The following is an 18192-nucleotide window of genomic DNA, read 5'->3' on the forward strand; positions in this document are numbered from 1 at the left end:
AAGCGGTAAGGCAAGGGACTTTGACTCCCTCATGCGTTGGTTCGAATCCAGCTACCCCAGTTCTTAGGTAATAAATTCAAGATAAAAAGAAAAATATCTTAGGGTATTTTATTTTTATAATTGAAAGACGTGAACGATATGAACATGTCTTTGCGGGTGCTTAGGAAAAAAATTATAAGTATGTCAAGTTTGAAAAAACTTGATTGTTGGAGGATTTTTTAGATGAATGAATTTGAAGATTTGCTAAATAGCGTTAGCCAAGTTGAGCCTGGTGATGTTGTTAGTGCTGAAGTATTGACAGTTGATGCGACTCAAGCTAACGTTGCAATCTCTGGGACTGGTGTTGAAGGTGTCTTGACTCTTCGCGAATTGACAAACGATCGCGATGCAGATATCAATGACTTTGTGAAAGTAGGAGAAGTATTGGATGTTCTTGTACTTCGTCAAGTAGTTGGTAAAGATACTGATACAGTTACATACCTTGTATCTAAAAAACGCCTTGAAGCTCGCAAAGCATGGGACAAACTTGTAGGACGCGAAGAAGAAGTTGTTACTGTTAAAGGAACTCGTGCCGTTAAAGGTGGACTTTCAGTAGAATTTGAAGGTGTTCGTGGATTTATCCCAGCTTCAATGTTGGATACTCGTTTCGTACGTAACACTGAGCGTTTCGTAGGTCAAGAATTTGATGCTAAAATCAAGGAAGTTGATCCTAAAGAGAACCGCTTCATCCTTTCACGTCGTGAAGTTGTTGAAGCAGCTACTGCAGCAGCTCGTGCTGAAGTATTCGGTAAATTGGCTGTTGGTGATGTAGTAACTGGTAAAGTTGCTCGTATCACAAGCTTCGGTGCTTTCATCGACCTTGGTGGTGTTGACGGATTGGTTCACTTGACTGAGTTGTCACACGAACGTAACGTTTCACCTAAATCAGTTGTAACTGTTGGTGAAGAAATCGAAGTGAAGATCCTTGATCTTAACGAAGAAGAAGGACGCGTATCACTTTCACTTAAAGCAACAACACCTGGACCATGGGATGGCGTTGAGCAAAAATTGGCTAAAGGTGATGTAGTAGAAGGAACAGTTAAACGTTTGACTGACTTCGGTGCATTTGTTGAAGTGTTGCCAGGTATCGATGGACTTGTTCACGTATCACAAATTTCACACAAACGTATCGAAAATCCAAAAGAAGCTCTTACTGTTGGTCAAGAAGTTACTGTTAAAGTCCTTGATGTTAACGCTGACGCAGAACGTGTATCACTTTCTATCAAAGCTCTTGAAGAGCGTCCAGCTCAAGAAGAAGGACAAAAAGAAGAAAAACGTGCTGCTCGTCCACGTCGTCCAAAACGTCAAGAAAAACGTGATTTCGAACTTCCAGAAACACAAACAGGATTCTCAATGGCTGACTTGTTCGGTGATATCGAACTTTAATCAAATTGATAATCACAAAATCCTTTGTTTAAAACAAGGGATTTTTCTTTTGTCTCTTTCTCATTTTTGATATAATAGTTCTATGTTAGATTCAGAAAAACAATCACAATATCAATTGTTAAATGAGGAACTCTCTTATTTACTTGAAGGTGAGAGTAATGTTCTTGCCAATCTTTCGAATGCTAGTGCCCTCCTAAAATCTCGCTTTCCCAATACTGTATTTGCAGGATTTTATCTGTTTGATGGTAGCGAGTTGGTTTTAGGACCTTTTCAGGGTGGGGTTTCTTGCATTCGCATCCCGCTTGGAAAAGGCGTGTGTGGAGAAGCTGCTGCGTTTCAAGAGACTGTTTTGGTTGGCGATGTGAGCACCTATCCAAACTACATTTCTTGTGATAGTATGGCCAAGAGTGAAATCGTGGTTCCCATGCTCAAGAATGGTCGATTGCTGGGTGTCTTAGACTTGGATTCTTCACTTATTGATGATTACAATGCCATTGACCGTGATTACTTGGAACAATTTGTCGCTATTTTGCTTGATAAGACAGAATGGGACTTTACGATGTTTGAGGAGAAAGCCTAATGTATCAAGCACTTTATCGAAAATATAGAAGCCAGACTTTTTCACAACTGGTAGGTCAAGAGGTTGTGGCTAAAACCCTAAAACAAGCAGTTGAGCAGGAAAAGATTAGTCACGCTTATCTTTTCTCGGGCCCTCGTGGAACTGGGAAAACCAGTGTAGCCAAGATTTTTGCCAAGGCTATGAACTGTCCAAACCAGGTAGACGGAGAACCATGTAATAACTGTTATATCTGTCAGGCAGTGACAGAAGGTAGCCTAGAAGATGTTATCGAAATGGATGCGGCTTCGAATAACGGAGTCGATGAGATCCGTGAAATTCGTGATAAATCTACTTACGCTCCTAGTTTAGCACGGTATAAGGTCTATATCATAGACGAGGTTCATATGTTGTCTACAGGAGCTTTTAATGCGCTTTTGAAGACCCTTGAAGAACCAACTCAGAATGTTGTCTTTATCTTGGCGACCACCGAATTGCACAAAATTCCAGCAACTATTTTATCGCGTGTCCAACGTTTTGAGTTTAAATCGATTCGAACTCAAGATATCACGGCACATATTCATCATATTTTAGAAAAAGAAAATATTAGTTCTGAACCAGAGGCTGTGGAAATCATTGCTAGACGGGCTGAAGGTGGGATGCGGGATGCCTTGTCTATTCTGGACCAAGCCTTGAGTTTGACGCAAGGGAATGCTTTAACGACAGCTATTTCTGAGGAGATTACAGGCACTATTAGTCTATCAGCTCTAGATGACTATGTGGCCGCTTTGGCCCAACAGGATGTCCCCAAAGCACTCGATTCTTTGAATCTTTTGTTTGAAAATGGCAAGAGCATGACTCGTTTTGTGACGGATCTCTTGCAGTATTTGCGGGATCTACTGGTTGTTCAGACAGGTGGTGAAAATACTCATCATAGTCCAGTTTTTATGGACAATCTAGCTCTTTCTCAGGAAAGTCTCTTTGAAATGATTCGAATAGCGACTGTGAGCTTGGCAGATATGAAAGCTAGTCTACAACCTAAGATTTATGCTGAGATGATGACCATTCGTTTAGCGGAGATTAAGCCTGAATCTGCGGTTTCGGGAACTGTTGAAAGTGAAATTTCTGCACTGAGACAGGAAGTCGCCCGTCTTAAACAAGAACTTGCCAATGTTGAAACAGCTCCTAAACAAGTGGCGCCAGTCCCTAGCCGTCCAGCCACTTCCAAGACAGTCTATCGAGTAGACCGTAATAAGGTTCAGGCTATCCTACAAGAAGCTGTTGAAAATCCTGAATTGGCACGGCAAAACTTGATTAGACTCCAGAATGCATGGGGAGAAGTGATTGAAAGCTTAGCTGGTCCTGATAAGGCTCTTCTTGTTGGTTCTCAACCAGTTGCAGCCAACGAACACCATGCAATTTTAGCTTTTGAGTCTAATTTCAATGCAGGGCAAACCATGAAACGGGATAACCTCAATACCATGTTTGGCAATATTCTCAGCCAGGCGGCTGGATTTTCACCTGAAATCCTGGCAATTTCCCTAGAGGAATGGAAAGAGGTTCGTGCAGCATTTTCAGCTAAAAACAAGTCTTCTCAGGCAGATCAAGAGGTAGAAGAAGAAAGCCTAATTCCAGAGGGATTTGAATTTCTGGCTGATAAAGTCATGGTCGAAGAAGACTAAAAGTGGATTTCATGGTACAATAATCCTATGACTAGACAACAATTTATCGTGATAGCACTATTTACTGCTGCTGAGACTTATTTTTTCAATGAAGCTTGGATGACGGGTCGCTATTTCATGGCAGCCTTTTGGGCCATTCTACTTTTTCGAAATTTTAGGTTAAGTTATGTAATGGGGAAAATAGTAGATGCTATTGATCAGCACCTAAACCGCAAGGATTAGTCACTAGCTTCTAAACAAAATCAAAGCCTTTTAGGCTTTTTTTTGTTATACTAGTAGAGTATATTTATGGACCTTTTCTTTTATTTTTAGAGAAATGTAAGTGATTTCTTTAAGGATAAAGGAAGTAGGCCAGAAAAAGAAAGGAACTATCATGTCAGTATTAGAGATCAAAGATCTTCACGTTGAGATTGAAGGAAAAGAAATTTTGAAAGGGGTCAATCTGACTCTGAAAACAGGAGAAATCGCAGCTATCATGGGACCAAATGGTACTGGTAAATCGACTCTTTCTGCAGCTATCATGGGAAACCCTAACTATGAGGTTACTAAAGGGGAGGTCTTGTTTGATGGTGTAAATATCCTTGAGTTGGAAGTAGACGAGCGTGCGCGTATGGGACTTTTCCTGGCTATGCAATACCCATCTGAAATCCCTGGAATTACCAACGCAGAGTTTCTTCGTGCAGCCATGAATGCTGGTAAAGAAGATGATGAAAAGATTTCAGTTCGTGAGTTCATCACTAAACTAGACGAGAAAATGGAATTGCTCAACATGAAAGAAGAAATGGCAGAGCGTTACCTCAACGAAGGTTTCTCAGGTGGTGAGAAAAAACGTAATGAAATTCTTCAACTCTTGATGTTGGAACCAACTTTTGCTCTCTTGGATGAGATTGACTCAGGTCTTGATATTGACGCCCTTAAAGTTGTGTCTAAAGGTGTCAATGCAATGCGTGGTGAAGGCTTTGGTGCTATGATTATCACTCACTACCAACGTCTCTTGAACTACATCACACCAGACGTGGTCCACGTGATGATGGAAGGTCGTGTTGTCCTTTCTGGTGGTCCAGAATTGGCTGCACGCTTGGAACGTGAAGGATACGCGAAACTAGCTGAAGAACTTGGCTATGACTACAAGGAAGAATTGTAATTCCCTCGTATCTTTTAGGAGAAGTAAATGACTAAAGAGAATATTAAACTTTTTTCAGAAATGCACGCTGAACCAAGCTGGTTGGCTGACCTCCGTCAAAAAGCTTTTGATAAGATTGAGAGTTTAGAATTACCAGTTATTGAGCGTGTCAAATTTCACCGTTGGAATCTGGGAGATGGAACCATCAAAGAAAGTGAACCTTCAGCAAATGTTCCTGACTTCACGGCTCTAGATAATCACTTGAAGTTGGTGCAAGTAGGAACGCAGACTGTTTTTGAACAAACTCCAGTTGAATTGGCTGAACAAGGAGTAATCTTTACAGACTTCCACTCAGCTTTAGAAGAAATTCCCGAACTTATCGAGGAATTCTTCATGTCATCTGTTAAGTATGACGATGACAAGTTGGCAGCCTACCATACAGCTTACTTTAACAGTGGTGCTGTTCTCTACATTCCTGATAATGTTGAGATTACAGAGCCAATCGAAGGAATTTTCTACCAAGACAGCGATAGCGATGTGCCATTTAACAAGCATATTATGATTATCGCTGGTAAAAATTCTAAGATTAGTTATCTGGAGCGTTTAGAGTCACGTGGCGAAGGTAGTGCGAAAGCAACTGCCAATATCACAGTTGAAGTGATTGCTCGTTCTGGTGCGCAAGTGAAATTTGCGGCCATTGACCGTTTAGGTGAAAATGTCACGGCCTACATTAGCCGTCGTGGTAAACTAGGCAACGATGCAAGCATTGACTGGGCAATCGGTGTCATGAACGAAGGAAATGTTGTTGCTGATTTTGATAGCGATTTGATTGGAAATGGTAGCCATGCTGACCTTAAAGTCGTAGCTCTTTCAAGTGGCCGTCAGGTTCAAGGGATTGATACTCGAGTGACTAACTATGGTTGCAACTCTATCGGAAATATCCTCCAACATGGGGTTATCCTTGAAAAAGCAACTTTGACCTTCAATGGTATTGGACACATTATCAAGGGTGCTAAGGGAGCTGATGCGCAGCAAGAAAGTCGTGTTCTCATGCTTTCAGATCAGGCGCGTTCAGATGCCAACCCCATTCTTTTGATTGATGAAAATGACGTAACTGCAGGTCACGCGGCTTCTATCGGTCAGGTGGATCCAGAAGATATGTACTACCTCATGAGCCGTGGCTTGGACAAGGCGACTGCTGAGCGTTTGGTTGTTCGTGGTTTCCTTGGCTCCGTAATTGTTGAGATTCCAGTCAAAGAAGTTCGTGACGAAATGATTGCAACTATCGAAGAAAAATTGTCAAAACGCTAAGGGGAAGCCTATGTTAGATGTAGAAGCGATTCGCAAGGATTTTCCAATTTTGGACCAGATTGTCAACGATGAACCTCTGGTCTATCTGGACAATGCTGCGACGACACAAAAACCACTAGCAGTTCTTGAAACGATTAACCGCTACTATGAGCAGGACAATGCCAATGTTCACCGTGGTGTTCATACCTTGGCGGAGCGAGCAACAGCTTCTTATGAAGCTGCTCGTGAAACCATTCGTAAGTTTATCAATGCAGGCTCTACAAAGGAAGTTCTCTTTACCAGAGGAACGACAACCAGCCTTAACTGGGTGGCACGCTTCGCTGAGGAAATTCTGACTGAGGGAGACCAAGTCTTGATTTCAGTAATGGAACACCATTCTAATATCATTCCATGGCAGGAAGCTTGTCGCAAGACTGGGGCAGAGCTTGTCTATGTTTATCTCAAGGACGGGGCTCTGGATATGGAGGATTTGCGCGCTAAATTGACTGATAAAGTCAAGTTTGTCTCTCTAGCTCAAGCCTCAAATGTTCTTGGTGTGGTCAATCCTATCAAGGAAATCACGAAATTGGCCCACCAAGTTGGAGCTATCATGGTAGTGGATGGTGCTCAATCTACGCCTCATATGAAGATTGATGTCCAGGACTTGGATGTGGACTTCTTCGCCTTTTCAGGTCACAAGATGGCTGGTCCGACTGGCATCGGTGTGCTTTACGGTAAAGAAAAGTATCTGGAACAAATGTCTCCAGTTGAATTTGGTGGCGAGATGATTGATTTCGTCTATGAGCAATCTGCTAGTTGGAAGGAATTGCCTTGGAAATTTGAGGCTGGAACGCCAAATATGGCAGGTGCTATCGGACTTGCTGCAGCAGTGGATTATCTGGAAAAGATTGGCATGGATGCCATTGAAGCGCATGAACAAGAATTGATTGCATACGTCTATCCAAAATTGCAGGCCATTGAAGGCTTGACCATTTATGGTTCGCAGGACCTGGCTCAACGTTCAGGTGTCATTGCCTTTAACCTAAGTGATCTTCATCCCCATGACCTAGCTACAGCACTTGATTATGAAGGAGTGGCTGTTCGTGCTGGTCACCATTGCGCCCAACCTTTGCTTCAGTATTTGGAAGTCCCAGCAACAGCTCGTGCAAGTTTTTATATCTACAATACCAAGGCAGATTGTGACAAGCTAGTCGATGCCCTACAAAAGACAAAGGAGTTTTTCAATGGCACTTTCTAAACTAGATAGCCTTTATATGGCAGTGGTGGCAGACCATTCGAAAAATCCACATCACCAAGGGAAGTTAGAAGACGCTGAGCAAATCAGTCTCAATAATCCAACCTGTGGGGATGTTATCAACCTCTCTGTCAAGTTTGACGCAGAGGACCGTTTGGAAGATATTGCTTTTCTAAATTCAGGATGCACGATTTCAACTGCCTCTGCTAGTATGATGACAGATGCAGTTTTAGGCAAGACCAAACAAGAAATTTTAGAACTTGCGACCATTTTTTCTGAAATGGTTCAAGGGCAAAAGGATGACCGCCAAGACCAACTTGGAGATGCAGCTTTCTTATCAGGTGTTGCCAAATTCCCACAACGGATTAAGTGTGCAACTCTAGCTTGGAATGCCCTTAAGAAGACAATTGAAAATCAAGAAGATAAATAAGAAACATAGAAATATATAATGAAAGAAAGGATATTATGGCTGAAGAAAGAGTAGAACCAAAACCAATTGACCTTGGTGAATATAAATTTGGTTTCCATGACGATGTAGAGCCTGTCCTATCGACAGGAAAAGGACTCAACGAAGGTGTTATTCGTGAATTATCTGCTGCTAAGGGTGAACCTGAGTGGATGTTAGAATTCCGTTTGAAGTCTTATGAAACCTTCAAAAAAATGCCTATGCAAACCTGGGGAGCAGACTTGTCAGAGATTGACTTTGATGACTTGATCTACTACCAAAAACCTTCTGATAAACCTGCCCGTTCTTGGGATGAAGTTCCTGAGAAAATCAAAGAAACCTTTGAACGTATTGGGATTCCAGAAGCTGAGCGTGCTTATCTAGCAGGAGCTTCTGCCCAGTATGAGTCAGAAGTGGTTTACCATAACATGAAGGAAGAGTTCCAGAAATTGGGTATTATCTTTACAGATACGGATTCTGCCCTCAAGGAATACCCAGACTTGTTTAAACAATACTTTGCGAAGTTGGTACCACCGACTGATAACAAGTTGGCAGCCCTCAACTCTGCAGTATGGTCGGGTGGAACCTTTATCTACGTGCCAAAAGGTGTCAAGGTAGATATTCCACTTCAAACCTACTTCCGTATCAACAACGAAAATACAGGTCAGTTCGAACGTACCTTGATTATTGTTGATGAAGGAGCAAGCGTCCACTACGTAGAAGGCTGTACAGCGCCAACTTATTCAAGTAACAGCTTGCACGCTGCCATTGTAGAAATTTTCGCTTTGGACGGAGCTTATATGCGTTATACAACCATCCAAAACTGGTCTGATAATGTCTATAACTTGGTAACAAAACGTGCCAAAGCTTTGAAAGATGCGACTGTTGAGTGGATTGATGGTAACTTGGGTGCTAAAACAACCATGAAATACCCGTCTGTTTACCTTGATGGAGAAGGAGCGCGTGGAACCATGCTCTCTATCGCCTTTGCCAATGCAGGGCAACACCAAGATACGGGTGCCAAGATGATCCACAACGCTCCACATACAAGCTCGTCTATCGTGTCTAAATCCATTGCTAAAGGCGGAGGAAAGGTGGACTATCGTGGACAAGTAACCTTTAACAAGAACTCTAAGAAATCTGTTTCTCACATCGAGTGTGATACCATTATCATGGATGACTTATCAGCGTCAGATACCATTCCGTTTAATGAAATTCACAACTCGCAAGTTGCTTTGGAACACGAGGCCAAGGTATCTAAGATTTCAGAGGAACAACTCTACTACCTCATGAGTCGTGGTTTGTCAGAATCTGAAGCTACTGAGATGATCGTTATGGGATTTGTAGAGCCCTTCACTAAAGAACTTCCAATGGAATACGCAGTTGAGCTGAACCGCTTGATTAGCTATGAAATGGAAGGTTCAGTCGGATAAATCCAAAAAGGAGAAGCAAATGGGATTTTTAAAAAAATTATTCGGTAATGTTGAAAAAGCGAATAAAGGTGAAATTCCTGTCGAGGAAATTGTTCCACCTTTTACAATTGATTTAGCAGAAGAAGCAGATGATTATTGGCGACAAATGGAACAAAACCTCTTGATAAACGCTGTAAAAGCTGCTGGTGGTCCTGAGGCCGTGGAACGTGCTTTTGTTCTTACTAATTTCAAGGAAAATCAAGAAACCTTTGAGCTCTTTTATCAGGTAAATGGTCAACTTCTTTCATGGAGAGAGATGGATGCGACAGTTGTTGATAAAATCAGCAATCAACTCCTTCCGCAAGCGGCAGAAGTAGCGCGTGCAGTAAATGAAAATTATGAAGAGGCAAATGTACCAGTAATCCAGTACGCTATGCTTCAGTTTGAAACTGCAACCATGGCTTGGTTTGGGCGAAAGCTTACAACAGCTTCTCCAGAAGCACAACTGACTTTTGAAGAATTGGTATCTGGTTGGCGCGCTATTTTGGAACAAGAAGTTCCAAATCGTCCTCTAGATAGTGACCGTCCGTTCCCTTACTTTGAAGTTTAAAAAATCCCAAATCCCCAAAAACTTTCAATGGAGTATACTGTTGAGCTTAATCGCTTGATGAGTAAATAATTGAAAGAATCACTGGGTAAAAATGCAAATTCTGAACAGGAATCCTTTCTGTTCAGAATTTTTTTAAAAAAGAACCTAATAAATATTCACAAAACTGCTTTTATATGGTAAAATAAAACAATTACATTTAGTGGAGAAGAAGAATGAATATTTTTAGAACCAAGGATGTTAGTCTGAGACAGACAGAAATGCATCGCCATTTGAAATTGTGGGATTTGATTCTTCTAGGGATTGGTGCCATGGTGGGGACAGGGATTTTCACCATTACAGGAACAGCAGCGGCTACCCTAGCTGGTCCCTCATTAGTGATTTCCATTGTGATTTCTGCTCTGTGTGTTTCTCTATCAGCCCTCTTTTTCGCAGAATTTGCCTCTTGTGTGCCTGCTACTGGTGGTGCTTATAGTTATCTCTATGCGATTCTAGGAGAATTGCCAGCCTGGATTGCTGGTTGGTTGACCATCATGGAATTCATGACGGCTGTTTCAGGTGTGGCGTCTGGCTGGGCAGCTTACTTTAAGGGATTGCTCAGTAATTATGGTATCTCCATGCCCCAAGCCTTGAATGGAACCTTTAACCCTGAACAAGGTACCTATATCGATCTTCTGCCTATTTTAGTACTGACCTTGGTAACGGGATTGGTTTTATTAAATTCAAAGGCAGCTTTGCGATTTAATTCGCTTTTAGTGGTCTTGAAATTCTCAGCTCTCGCCTTATTTATCCTAGTTGGTATTTGGTACATCAAACCTGAAAATTGGTCGAATTTTGCTCCTTTTGGCTTTGGTCAACTATATGGTGGAAGTACTGGGATTATGGCTGGCGCATCTTTGATGTTCTTTGGTTTTCTCGGATTTGAGTCAATTTCCATGGCAGTTGATGAAATTCAAAGCCCGCAAAAAAATATTCCTCGCGGAATTGTCCTTTCTCTGACAATCGTCACCATTCTCTATGCTTTGGTAACCTTAGTATTGACAGGGATTGTTCACTACAGTAAACTCAATGTGGACGATGCAGTAGCATTTTCATTACGGAGTATTGGTATCGGCTGGGCAGCAAATTATGTTTCGCTTGTAGCCATTTTAACCCTGATAACCGTATGTATCTCTATGACTTATGCTTTATCTCGGATGATTTATAGCTTAGCGCGTGATGGACTTTTACCTCAAAGTTTCAAACAATTAAGCAAGACTAGTCGCGTTCCTAAAAATGCGACCCTTTTAACAGGAGTTGCTTCAGCTATTGCTGCAGGAGTGTTTCCTCTAGCCAGTATTGCATCCTTCTTAAATATTTGTACGCTAGCTTATCTGATTTTGCTAGCCTACGGAATAATAAAACTCAGAAAGGATAAGGGCATGCCAAAAGAGGGAGAGTTTAAAACTCCTTTGGTACCACTCTTGCCAATTCTTTCCATCCTTATCTGTGTTTCCTTTATGCTTCAATATAGTCTAGATACCTGGATTGCCTTTGGCATTGCTCTTTTAGTTGGTCTAGTCATTTACTTTACTTACGGGTTCCGCCATTCAACCCTCGCAGAAGAAGAATAAAAGCTGGGAATTCCCAGCTTTTTTAATCTTTCACATAAGTAAATCCTTCACCCAGAATTTCATGAGCCTCAGTGATGGTGATAAAGGCTTGAGGGTCGATTTTGTGAATCATATCTTTCATTTTAACGATTTCGTTCCGACCGACGATACAGTAGATAATTTTTAAATCCTTTTTGCTGTAGTAGCCTTGACCAGATATAAAGGTAACGCCACGTCCGAGTTCATCGTTAATCTCTTTGGCCAATTGATCAGGATATTGGGTAATAATCATAAATCCTTTACCAGCATAACCTCCTTCGCCGATCAAGTCGATAACACGAGCGATGATAAAGTCAAATAAGAGGGTATAGGTAACGAGACGAAGATCCTGGAAGATAATCAAAATCAACATCAGGATGAAAAAGTCAATCCCAAAGAGTAATTTACCAATCGAAATATTGGTGTATTTGTTGAGGATACGGGCAACGATGTCAGAGCCACCAGTGGTTCCACCAGCATTAAAGATAATTCCTAAACCAACCCCCAGTAAGACTCCTGAGACTAAAGCGACAATGATGAGATCCCCTTGCAAGTCGATGTGCAAAGGAATGCGCTCAAAGATTGCTAGCCAAACGGAAAGTGAAATAGATCCTAGAAGGCTGGAGTATAGGGTCTTAGGTCCAAATATCTTCCAAGCCAGGATAAATAAAGGGATATTAATTAAGAGGTTCATCAATGAGACAGGAATCTTAAAAAGATAGTAGGTAATCAAGGTAATACCTGTCGCCCCTCCCTCAAATAAATGATAAGGAACAACAAAGTAAGTAAGACCGAAGGCATAGATAGCGGCTCCAAGAATAATGGTGATAATCGGTTGAAGTTTTCGAATCATGGCTGTTCCTCACTTTTCTATAGATAGATTATACCAAAAATTCAGTTCTTTTCATCGGATCACTTATGATTTTTTATCATTTTTTTGATATAATAAAGGAGAAAATCCCAATCCTATCGAGAAGAATAGAAAGATTGAATTATGACACAAGTAAAAATTGTAACGGACTCTTCTGTTACTATCGAACCAGAAGTAGTTAAAGAATTAAATATCACCGTTGTCCCTCTATCAGTTATGATTGATAGTGTGCTTTATTCGGATGCAGATTTGAAAGAGGGAGAATTTCTTCATCTTATGCAACAAAGTAAGAATCTGCCTAAAACAAGCCAGCCCCCTGTAGGAGTGTTTGCTGAGGTCTTTGAAGAGCTAGGTCAAGATGGCAGTCAAATTATCGCCATTCACATGTCCCATGCCTTGTCTGGAACTGTGGAAGCTGCTCGCCAAGGGGCAAGCCTCTCAACTGCTGATGTAACGGTTATTGATAGTTCCTTTACAGATCAAGCAATGAAGTTCCAAGTAGTTGAAGCCGCAAAACTTGCCAAAGAGGGTAAAGACTTAGAAACGATCTTAGCTCATGTAGAGGACGTCAAAAATCATACAGAACTTTATATCGGTGTTTCGACGCTAGAAAACTTAGTTAAGGGTGGTCGTATTGGACGTGTGACAGGATTACTAAGCTCACTCTTGAACATTCGTGTAGTAATGCAGATGAAGAACCACGAACTCCAACCAATCGCCAAAGGACGTGGAGCGAAAACTTTCAAAAAGTGGCTTGAGGAATTAACCAATACTCTTTCCCAAAAATCAGTAGCAGAAATTGGAATTTCCTATGCTGGAACGAACGAATGGGCGAATGAGATGAAGGCATTATTGCAACCTTATGTTGAGAAACCAATCTCTGTATTGGAAACTGGCTCTATTATTCAAACTCATACTGGAGAGAATGCTTGGGCAATTCTAATTCGCTACAATTCCTAAAAAAATAGAGAAAAAATGGTCAAAATAGTGTTTTTGACTTGACCTATAGCCGATTTTAGGATATGATTATATTTGTTAATTAGAAATTATTTGGAGGATTTGTTAACATGGCAAACAAACAAGATTTGATCGCTAAAGTAGCAGAAGCTACAGAATTGACTAAGAAAGATTCAGCAGCAGCAGTTGACGCTGTATTTGCAGCAGTAACTGAATACCTTGCAGCTGGTGAAAAAGTTCAATTGATTGGTTTCGGTAACTTTGAAGTTCGTGAGCGTGCTGCACGTAAAGGTCGCAACCCACAAACTGGTAAAGAAATCAAAATCGCAGCTTCTAAAGTTCCAGCATTCAAAGCTGGTAAAGCTCTTAAAGACGCTGTTAAATAATGAATTTTCAAAAAGCCTATTGTATCAAGCTTCATTGTTTGGTCGATAGGCTTTTTTTGTTTATTTGAGAAGTTGATGTTATGATTCTTTGCAAAAAGAAAAAGGTTCCCATGTTTGAGAACCTTTTTTTCATTAGTTTTTAGAAGCTGCTTGGAATTCAGGGTTTTTCCATGCTTCATCAATGATAGCTTGCAATTCTTTAGCAGATGCTTGCATTTTTTGAGTTTCAGCATCGTTCAATGGAATGTTTACTGGACGAACGATACCGTGTGCACCAACAACAGCTGGTTGACCGATAAAGACGTTTTTAACACCGTATTGCCCTTCTTGGAAGACTGAAAGTGGAAGTACTGCATTTTCGTCATCAAGGATTGCTTTTGTGATACGAGCAAGTGCTACAGCGATACCGTAGTAGGTAGCTCCTTTTTTGTTGATGATTGTGTAGGCAGCGTCACGAACACCTTCGAACAATTCAATCAATTCAGCTTCTTGAACGTTTTGAGTGTCTTTAAGGAATTCTTCAAGGTTTACACCAGCGATGTTAGCGTGTGACCAAACCGCAAATTCAGAATCTCCGTGTTCACCCATGATGTAGGCGTGAACTGAACGAGCATCAACATCCAATTTTTCAGCAAGTGCTTGACGGAAACGTGCTGAGTCAAGTGAAGTACCTGAACCGATAACACGTTCTTTAGGGAATCCAGAGAATTTCCAAGTTGAGTAAGTCAAAACGTCAACTGGGTTAGCTGCAACAAGGAAGATACCATCGAAACCTGATTCAACAACTTGTGTTACGATTGATTTGTTGATTGCCAAGTTTTTACCTACAAGGTCAAGGCGAGTTTCACCTGGTTTTTGAGGAGCACCTGCAGTGATAACAACAAGGTCAGCGTCTGCACAGTCAGAGTATTGAGCAGCGTAGATTTTTTTAGGTGAAGTGAAGGCAAGGGCGTGGCTAAGGTCAAGCGCATCACCAACAGCTTTTTCGTGTAATTGTGGAATTTCGATAATTCCAAGCTCTTGTGCAATTCCTTGGTTAACAAGTGCGAAAGCATAAGATGAACCTACGGCACCGTCACCAACAAGGATCACTTTTTTGTGTTGTTTAGTTGAAGTCATTATCTAAACATCTCCTTCATTTTTTTTAGGGGAATCCCCAGACAATTTCATTCTATCACTTTTGAAAAGCTTTGTCACGAATATTCTATTCGGTTATCGATGTAAACGTTTTAGTGGTTTTCAAAGACTGAAATGAAGGACAAATTATGGTATAATATATCTAATTACTAATAGTGAAATGAGGCATTTATGAATGCAGGATAGAAATTTAGTGAATGTCAATCTGACAAAGGAGATGAAGACCAGCTTTATCGACTACGCCATGAGTGTTATCGTAGCGCGGGCTCTTCCTGATGTTCGAGATGGCTTAAAACCAGTTCACCGTCGTATTCTATACGGAATGAATGAACTAGGTGTTACTCCAGACAAACCCCATAAAAAATCAGCCCGTATTACAGGGGATGTTATGGGTAAATACCACCCTCACGGAGACTCGTCTATTTATGAGGCTATGGTTCGTATGGCCCAGTGGTGGAGCTATCGTTACATGCTCGTTGATGGGCATGGAAACTTTGGTTCTATGGACGGGGATGGTGCAGCCGCACAGCGTTATACTGAGGCACGTATGAGCAAGATTGCTCTGGAAATGCTTCGTGACATCAATAAAAACACGGTTGATTTCGTAGACAACTACGATGCCAATGAACGTGAACCCTTGGTTTTGCCAGCTCGTTTTCCAAACCTTTTGGTCAATGGGGCAACTGGGATTGCCGTAGGGATGGCTACCAACATTCCTCCTCACAACCTAGGTGAAACCATTGATGCCGTGAAGCTAGTCATGGACAATCCAGATGTGACTACTAAGGACTTGATGGAAGTCTTGCCTGGTCCAGACTTTCCAACTGGTGCCCTTGTTATGGGGAAATCAGGTATTCATAAGGCCTACGAAACTGGTAAAGGCTCTATTGTTCTTCGTTCTCGTACTGAAATCGAAGAAACTAAGACTGGCCGTGAACGAATCGTTGTAACGGAATTTCCATACATGGTCAACAAAACCAAGGTCCATGAGCACATTGTTCGTTTGGTTCAGGAAAAACGGATTGAGGGCATTACAGCAGTACGTGATGAGTCCAACCGTGAAGGCGTTCGCTTTGTAATCGAGGTTAAACGCGACGCGTCTGCCAACGTTATCCTCAACAATCTTTTCAAGATGACCCAGATGCAAACCAACTTTGGTTTCAATATGCTGGCAATTCAAAATGGCGTACCAAAGATCTTGTCCCTTCGTCAAATTTTGGATGCTTATATCGAACACCAAAAAGAAGTGGTTGTTCGTCGTACACATTTTGACAAGGAAAAAGCAGAAGCGCGTGCGCACATCTTAGAAGGTCTTCTAATTGCACTTGACCATATCGACGAAGTGATTCGTATTATCCGTGCAAGTGAAACAGATGCCGAAGCACAAGCTGAGTTGATGAGCAAGTTTAAGCTTTCAGAGCGTCAAAGTCAAGCTATCCTTGATATGCGTCTTCGTCGTTTGACAGGATTGGAACGTGATAAGATTCAGTCTGAATATGATGAATTAATTGCCTTGATTGCAGATTTGGCTGATATTCTTGCCAAACCTGAGCGCGTGGCGCAAATTATCAAAGAGGAATTGGACGAAGTCAAACGCAAGTTTGGTGACAAGCGTCGTACGGAGTTGATGATCGGAGAAGTCTTAACTCTTGAAGATGAAGATTTGATTGAAGAAACGGATGTCTTGATTACCCTATCTAACAAGGGCTATATCAAACGTTTGGACCAAGGTGAGTTCACTGCTCAAAAACGTGGTGGCCGTGGGGTTCAAGGTACTGGGGTTAAGGATGATGACTTTGTGCGTGAGCTGGTTTCAACCAGCACCCATGATCATCTGCTCTTCTTTACTAATAAAGGACGTGTCTACCGCCTTAAAGGTTATGAAATCCCTGAATATGGTCGTACCGCTAAGGGATTGCCAGTTGTCAATCTATTGAAGTTGGACGAAGGTGAGAGTATTCAGACCATTATCAACGTTGAGTCTGAACGTAGTGATGACGCCTATCTCTTCTTCACAACCCGTCACGGTATCGTGAAACGAACCAGTGTTAAAGAGTTCGCTAATATTCGTCAAAATGGACTTAAAGCTTTGAATCTCAAGGATGAAGATGAACTGATTAATGTCTTGCTGACAGAAGAAGATACGGATATTATCATTGGTACCAAGTTTGGTTATGCCGTTCGCTTTAATCAATCAGCTGTTCGTGGCATGAGCCGTATCGCGACAGGTGTCCGAGGAGTCAATCTTCGTGAGGGTGACACAGTAGTTGGTGCTAGCGTGATTACAAACCAAGACGAAGTTCTTATCATCACTGAAAAAGGATATGGTAAACGTACACTTGCTACTGAATATCCTACTAAAGGCCGTGGTGGTAAAGGGATGAAGACAGCCAATGTTGCTGAGAAGAATGGTCCTCTGGCAGGTCTTCTTACTGTTAAAGGAGATGAAGACCTGATGATTATCACAGATACAGGTGTCATGATCCGTACTAACGTTGCCAATATTTCACAAACGGGACGCTCAACTATGGGAGTTAAGGTGATGCGTCTAGATCAGGATGCTAAGATTGTGACCTTTACAACGGTTGCTGCGGCAGAAAAAGAAGAAGTTGGGACTGAAATTGAAACAGAAGGTGAAGTATAATGTCTCATAAAAAAACGAAAAATAAGAAGAATAAGCGCAGAAATCTATTTATTAATATTTTAGCAGGTTTCTTAATTCTTTTATCGCTAGCTTTAATTTTTAATTCAAAGATTCGTGATCTCTTTTTGGTCTGGAATACCAATAAATACCAAGTCAATCAAGTAACTAAGGAAAATATAGATGAAAATCTAAAAACCGAAGGGAATTTTGATTTTGACTCTGTTAAGTCTATTTCATCCGAAGCTGTACTGGCTTCACAATGGGATGCTCAGAAACTTCCCGTTATTGGAGGTATTGCTATTCCCGAAGTGGAGATAAACTTACCGATTTTTAAAGGTTTGGATAATGTAAACTTGTTCTACGGAGCAGGGACCATGAAACCAGATCAAAAAATGGGAGAAGGGAACTATTCTCTAGCAAGTCACCATATCTTTACTGCTGAAAATGCCAGTCAAATGCTCTTCTCACCTTTGGTCAATGCCAAATCGGGTATGAAAATTTATCTGACGGATAAGGATAAAGTTTATACTTATGAGATTACAGAAGTAAAACGTGTTACACCAGACCGTGTAGACGAAATCGATGATCGTATTGGTGTGCAGGAGATTACTTTGGTTACTTGTGTTGATTATAATGAGACCGAGCGTATAATCGTCAAAGGAATCTTCAAAGACTCAAAGGCTTATTCTGAGACTTCTGAGGATATTTTGAAGGCCTTTAATCAACCGTATAGACAACGATATTAAGAATGAATGAACCAGTGAAGTGCTA

General features: G+C 41.3%; 17 protein-coding genes. 15 read left to right on the forward strand and 2 right to left on the reverse strand.

Annotated elements, in window-relative coordinates:
• The first annotated feature begins 222 nt into the window (after positions 1-222).
• From rpsA to GMD6S_RS03980, 11 genes are all read left to right on the forward strand, one after another.
• Positions 223-1425, forward strand: a complete 1203-nt coding sequence (gene rpsA / locus GMD6S_RS03930) for a 30S ribosomal protein S1 (protein ID WP_001001617.1) — start codon at positions 223-225, stop codon at positions 1423-1425.
• An 82-nt stretch (positions 1426-1507) separates the two neighbouring features.
• Positions 1508-2005 (forward strand): GAF domain-containing protein, encoded by a 498-nt coding sequence (locus GMD6S_RS03935; RefSeq protein ID WP_000887137.1) that lies wholly within the window; start codon positions 1508-1510, stop codon positions 2003-2005.
• Entirely contained in the window at positions 2005-3663 is a 1659-nt protein-coding gene (gene dnaX, locus GMD6S_RS03940; RefSeq protein ID WP_000283848.1) for a DNA polymerase III subunit gamma/tau, read from the forward strand. Before GMD6S_RS03935 ends, dnaX begins: the two co-directional genes overlap by 1 nt.
• Positions 3664-3690: 27 nt before the next feature.
• On the forward strand, positions 3691-3885 hold the full coding sequence (locus GMD6S_RS03945; RefSeq protein WP_000198269.1) for a DUF3272 family protein: 195 nt from the start codon (positions 3691-3693) through the stop codon (positions 3883-3885).
• Between the two features lie 151 nt (positions 3886-4036).
• A complete protein-coding gene (gene sufC, locus GMD6S_RS03950; RefSeq protein ID WP_000114489.1) occupies positions 4037-4807 on the forward strand; it encodes a Fe-S cluster assembly ATPase SufC in 771 nt (256 codons plus the stop codon).
• Positions 4808-4834: 27 nt separating this feature from the next.
• Positions 4835-6097 carry a Fe-S cluster assembly protein SufD gene (gene sufD / locus GMD6S_RS03955; protein ID WP_000159650.1) on the forward strand — a complete coding sequence of 421 codons (1263 nt, stop codon included), beginning with the start codon at positions 4835-4837 and terminating at the stop codon, positions 6095-6097.
• A 10-nt stretch (positions 6098-6107) separates the two neighbouring features.
• Positions 6108-7334 (forward strand): cysteine desulfurase, encoded by a 1227-nt coding sequence (locus GMD6S_RS03960; RefSeq protein ID WP_000887703.1) that lies wholly within the window; start codon positions 6108-6110, stop codon positions 7332-7334.
• Positions 7321-7761 (forward strand): Fe-S cluster assembly sulfur transfer protein SufU, encoded by a 441-nt coding sequence (gene sufU / locus GMD6S_RS03965; protein ID WP_001218474.1) that lies wholly within the window; start codon positions 7321-7323, stop codon positions 7759-7761. The genes GMD6S_RS03960 and sufU overlap by 14 nt, the downstream gene beginning before the upstream one ends.
• 35 nt (positions 7762-7796) lie before the next feature.
• Positions 7797-9209 carry a Fe-S cluster assembly protein SufB gene (gene sufB, locus GMD6S_RS03970; RefSeq protein WP_000797071.1) on the forward strand — a complete coding sequence of 471 codons (1413 nt, stop codon included), beginning with the start codon at positions 7797-7799 and terminating at the stop codon, positions 9207-9209.
• A gap of 19 nt (positions 9210-9228) precedes the next feature.
• A complete protein-coding gene (locus GMD6S_RS03975; protein WP_000506262.1) occupies positions 9229-9798 on the forward strand; it encodes a hypothetical protein in 570 nt (189 codons plus the stop codon).
• Positions 9799-10010: 212 nt separating this feature from the next.
• Positions 10011-11408, forward strand: coding sequence for an APC family permease (locus GMD6S_RS03980; RefSeq protein WP_001020295.1), 1398 nt, complete (start codon positions 10011-10013; stop codon positions 11406-11408).
• Positions 11409-11430: 22 nt separating this feature from the next.
• On the opposite strand, the gene GMD6S_RS03985 is transcribed toward GMD6S_RS03980, so the two are convergent.
• A complete protein-coding gene (locus GMD6S_RS03985; protein WP_000619787.1) occupies positions 11431-12279 on the reverse strand; it encodes a YitT family protein in 849 nt (282 codons plus the stop codon).
• Positions 12280-12420: 141 nt separating this feature from the next.
• Between GMD6S_RS03985 and GMD6S_RS03990 the strand changes: the two genes are divergently transcribed.
• Both GMD6S_RS03990 and GMD6S_RS03995 read left to right on the forward strand, forming a co-directional pair.
• Positions 12421-13257, forward strand: a complete 837-nt coding sequence (locus GMD6S_RS03990; RefSeq protein ID WP_000195460.1) for a DegV family protein — start codon at positions 12421-12423, stop codon at positions 13255-13257.
• A 107-nt stretch (positions 13258-13364) separates the two neighbouring features.
• Positions 13365-13640 carry an HU family DNA-binding protein gene (locus GMD6S_RS03995; protein ID WP_001284636.1) on the forward strand — a complete coding sequence of 92 codons (276 nt, stop codon included), beginning with the start codon at positions 13365-13367 and terminating at the stop codon, positions 13638-13640.
• A gap of 132 nt (positions 13641-13772) precedes the next feature.
• Here the strand turns inward: GMD6S_RS03995 and GMD6S_RS04000 are convergent, their stop codons facing one another.
• On the reverse strand, positions 13773-14759 hold the full coding sequence (locus tag GMD6S_RS04000) for an L-lactate dehydrogenase (protein ID WP_000204722.1): 987 nt from the start codon (positions 14757-14759) through the stop codon (positions 13773-13775).
• A 193-nt stretch (positions 14760-14952) separates the two neighbouring features.
• Between GMD6S_RS04000 and gyrA the strand changes: the two genes are divergently transcribed.
• Together gyrA and GMD6S_RS04010 are read left to right on the forward strand one after the other, a co-directional pair.
• Positions 14953-17421 (forward strand): DNA gyrase subunit A, encoded by a 2469-nt coding sequence (gene gyrA / locus GMD6S_RS04005; RefSeq protein ID WP_001154033.1) that lies wholly within the window; start codon positions 14953-14955, stop codon positions 17419-17421.
• Complete coding sequence (locus tag GMD6S_RS04010) at positions 17421-18167, forward strand: class A sortase (protein WP_000018507.1); 747 nt, start codon at positions 17421-17423, stop codon at positions 18165-18167. The genes gyrA and GMD6S_RS04010 overlap by 1 nt, the downstream gene beginning before the upstream one ends.
• Positions 18168-18192: the final 25 nt, after the last annotated feature.

Source organism: Streptococcus sp. GMD6S (genome assembly GCF_000297015.1).

Coding starts and splice junctions, on each gene's coding strand:
- gyrA (WP_001154033.1), top strand. CDS start 14,953: ATGCAGGATAGAAATTTAGTGAATGTCAATCTGACAAAGGAGATGAAG.
- sufU (WP_001218474.1), top strand. CDS start 7,321: ATGGCACTTTCTAAACTAGATAGCCTTTATATGGCAGTGGTGGCAGAC.
- GMD6S_RS03990 (WP_000195460.1), top strand. CDS start 12,421: ATGACACAAGTAAAAATTGTAACGGACTCTTCTGTTACTATCGAACCA.
- GMD6S_RS03960 (WP_000887703.1), top strand. CDS start 6,108: ATGTTAGATGTAGAAGCGATTCGCAAGGATTTTCCAATTTTGGACCAG.
- rpsA (WP_001001617.1), top strand. CDS start 223: ATGAATGAATTTGAAGATTTGCTAAATAGCGTTAGCCAAGTTGAGCCT.
- GMD6S_RS03945 (WP_000198269.1), top strand. CDS start 3,691: ATGACTAGACAACAATTTATCGTGATAGCACTATTTACTGCTGCTGAG.
- GMD6S_RS03975 (WP_000506262.1), top strand. CDS start 9,229: ATGGGATTTTTAAAAAAATTATTCGGTAATGTTGAAAAAGCGAATAAA.
- GMD6S_RS03980 (WP_001020295.1), top strand. CDS start 10,011: ATGAATATTTTTAGAACCAAGGATGTTAGTCTGAGACAGACAGAAATG.
- sufD (WP_000159650.1), top strand. CDS start 4,835: ATGACTAAAGAGAATATTAAACTTTTTTCAGAAATGCACGCTGAACCA.
- GMD6S_RS04000 (WP_000204722.1), bottom strand. CDS start 14,759: ATGACTTCAACTAAACAACACAAAAAAGTGATCCTTGTTGGTGACGGT.
- GMD6S_RS04010 (WP_000018507.1), top strand. CDS start 17,421: ATGTCTCATAAAAAAACGAAAAATAAGAAGAATAAGCGCAGAAATCTA.
- GMD6S_RS03995 (WP_001284636.1), top strand. CDS start 13,365: ATGGCAAACAAACAAGATTTGATCGCTAAAGTAGCAGAAGCTACAGAA.
- sufC (WP_000114489.1), top strand. CDS start 4,037: ATGTCAGTATTAGAGATCAAAGATCTTCACGTTGAGATTGAAGGAAAA.
- dnaX (WP_000283848.1), top strand. CDS start 2,005: ATGTATCAAGCACTTTATCGAAAATATAGAAGCCAGACTTTTTCACAA.
- GMD6S_RS03985 (WP_000619787.1), bottom strand. CDS start 12,279: ATGATTCGAAAACTTCAACCGATTATCACCATTATTCTTGGAGCCGCT.
- sufB (WP_000797071.1), top strand. CDS start 7,797: ATGGCTGAAGAAAGAGTAGAACCAAAACCAATTGACCTTGGTGAATAT.
- GMD6S_RS03935 (WP_000887137.1), top strand. CDS start 1,508: ATGTTAGATTCAGAAAAACAATCACAATATCAATTGTTAAATGAGGAA.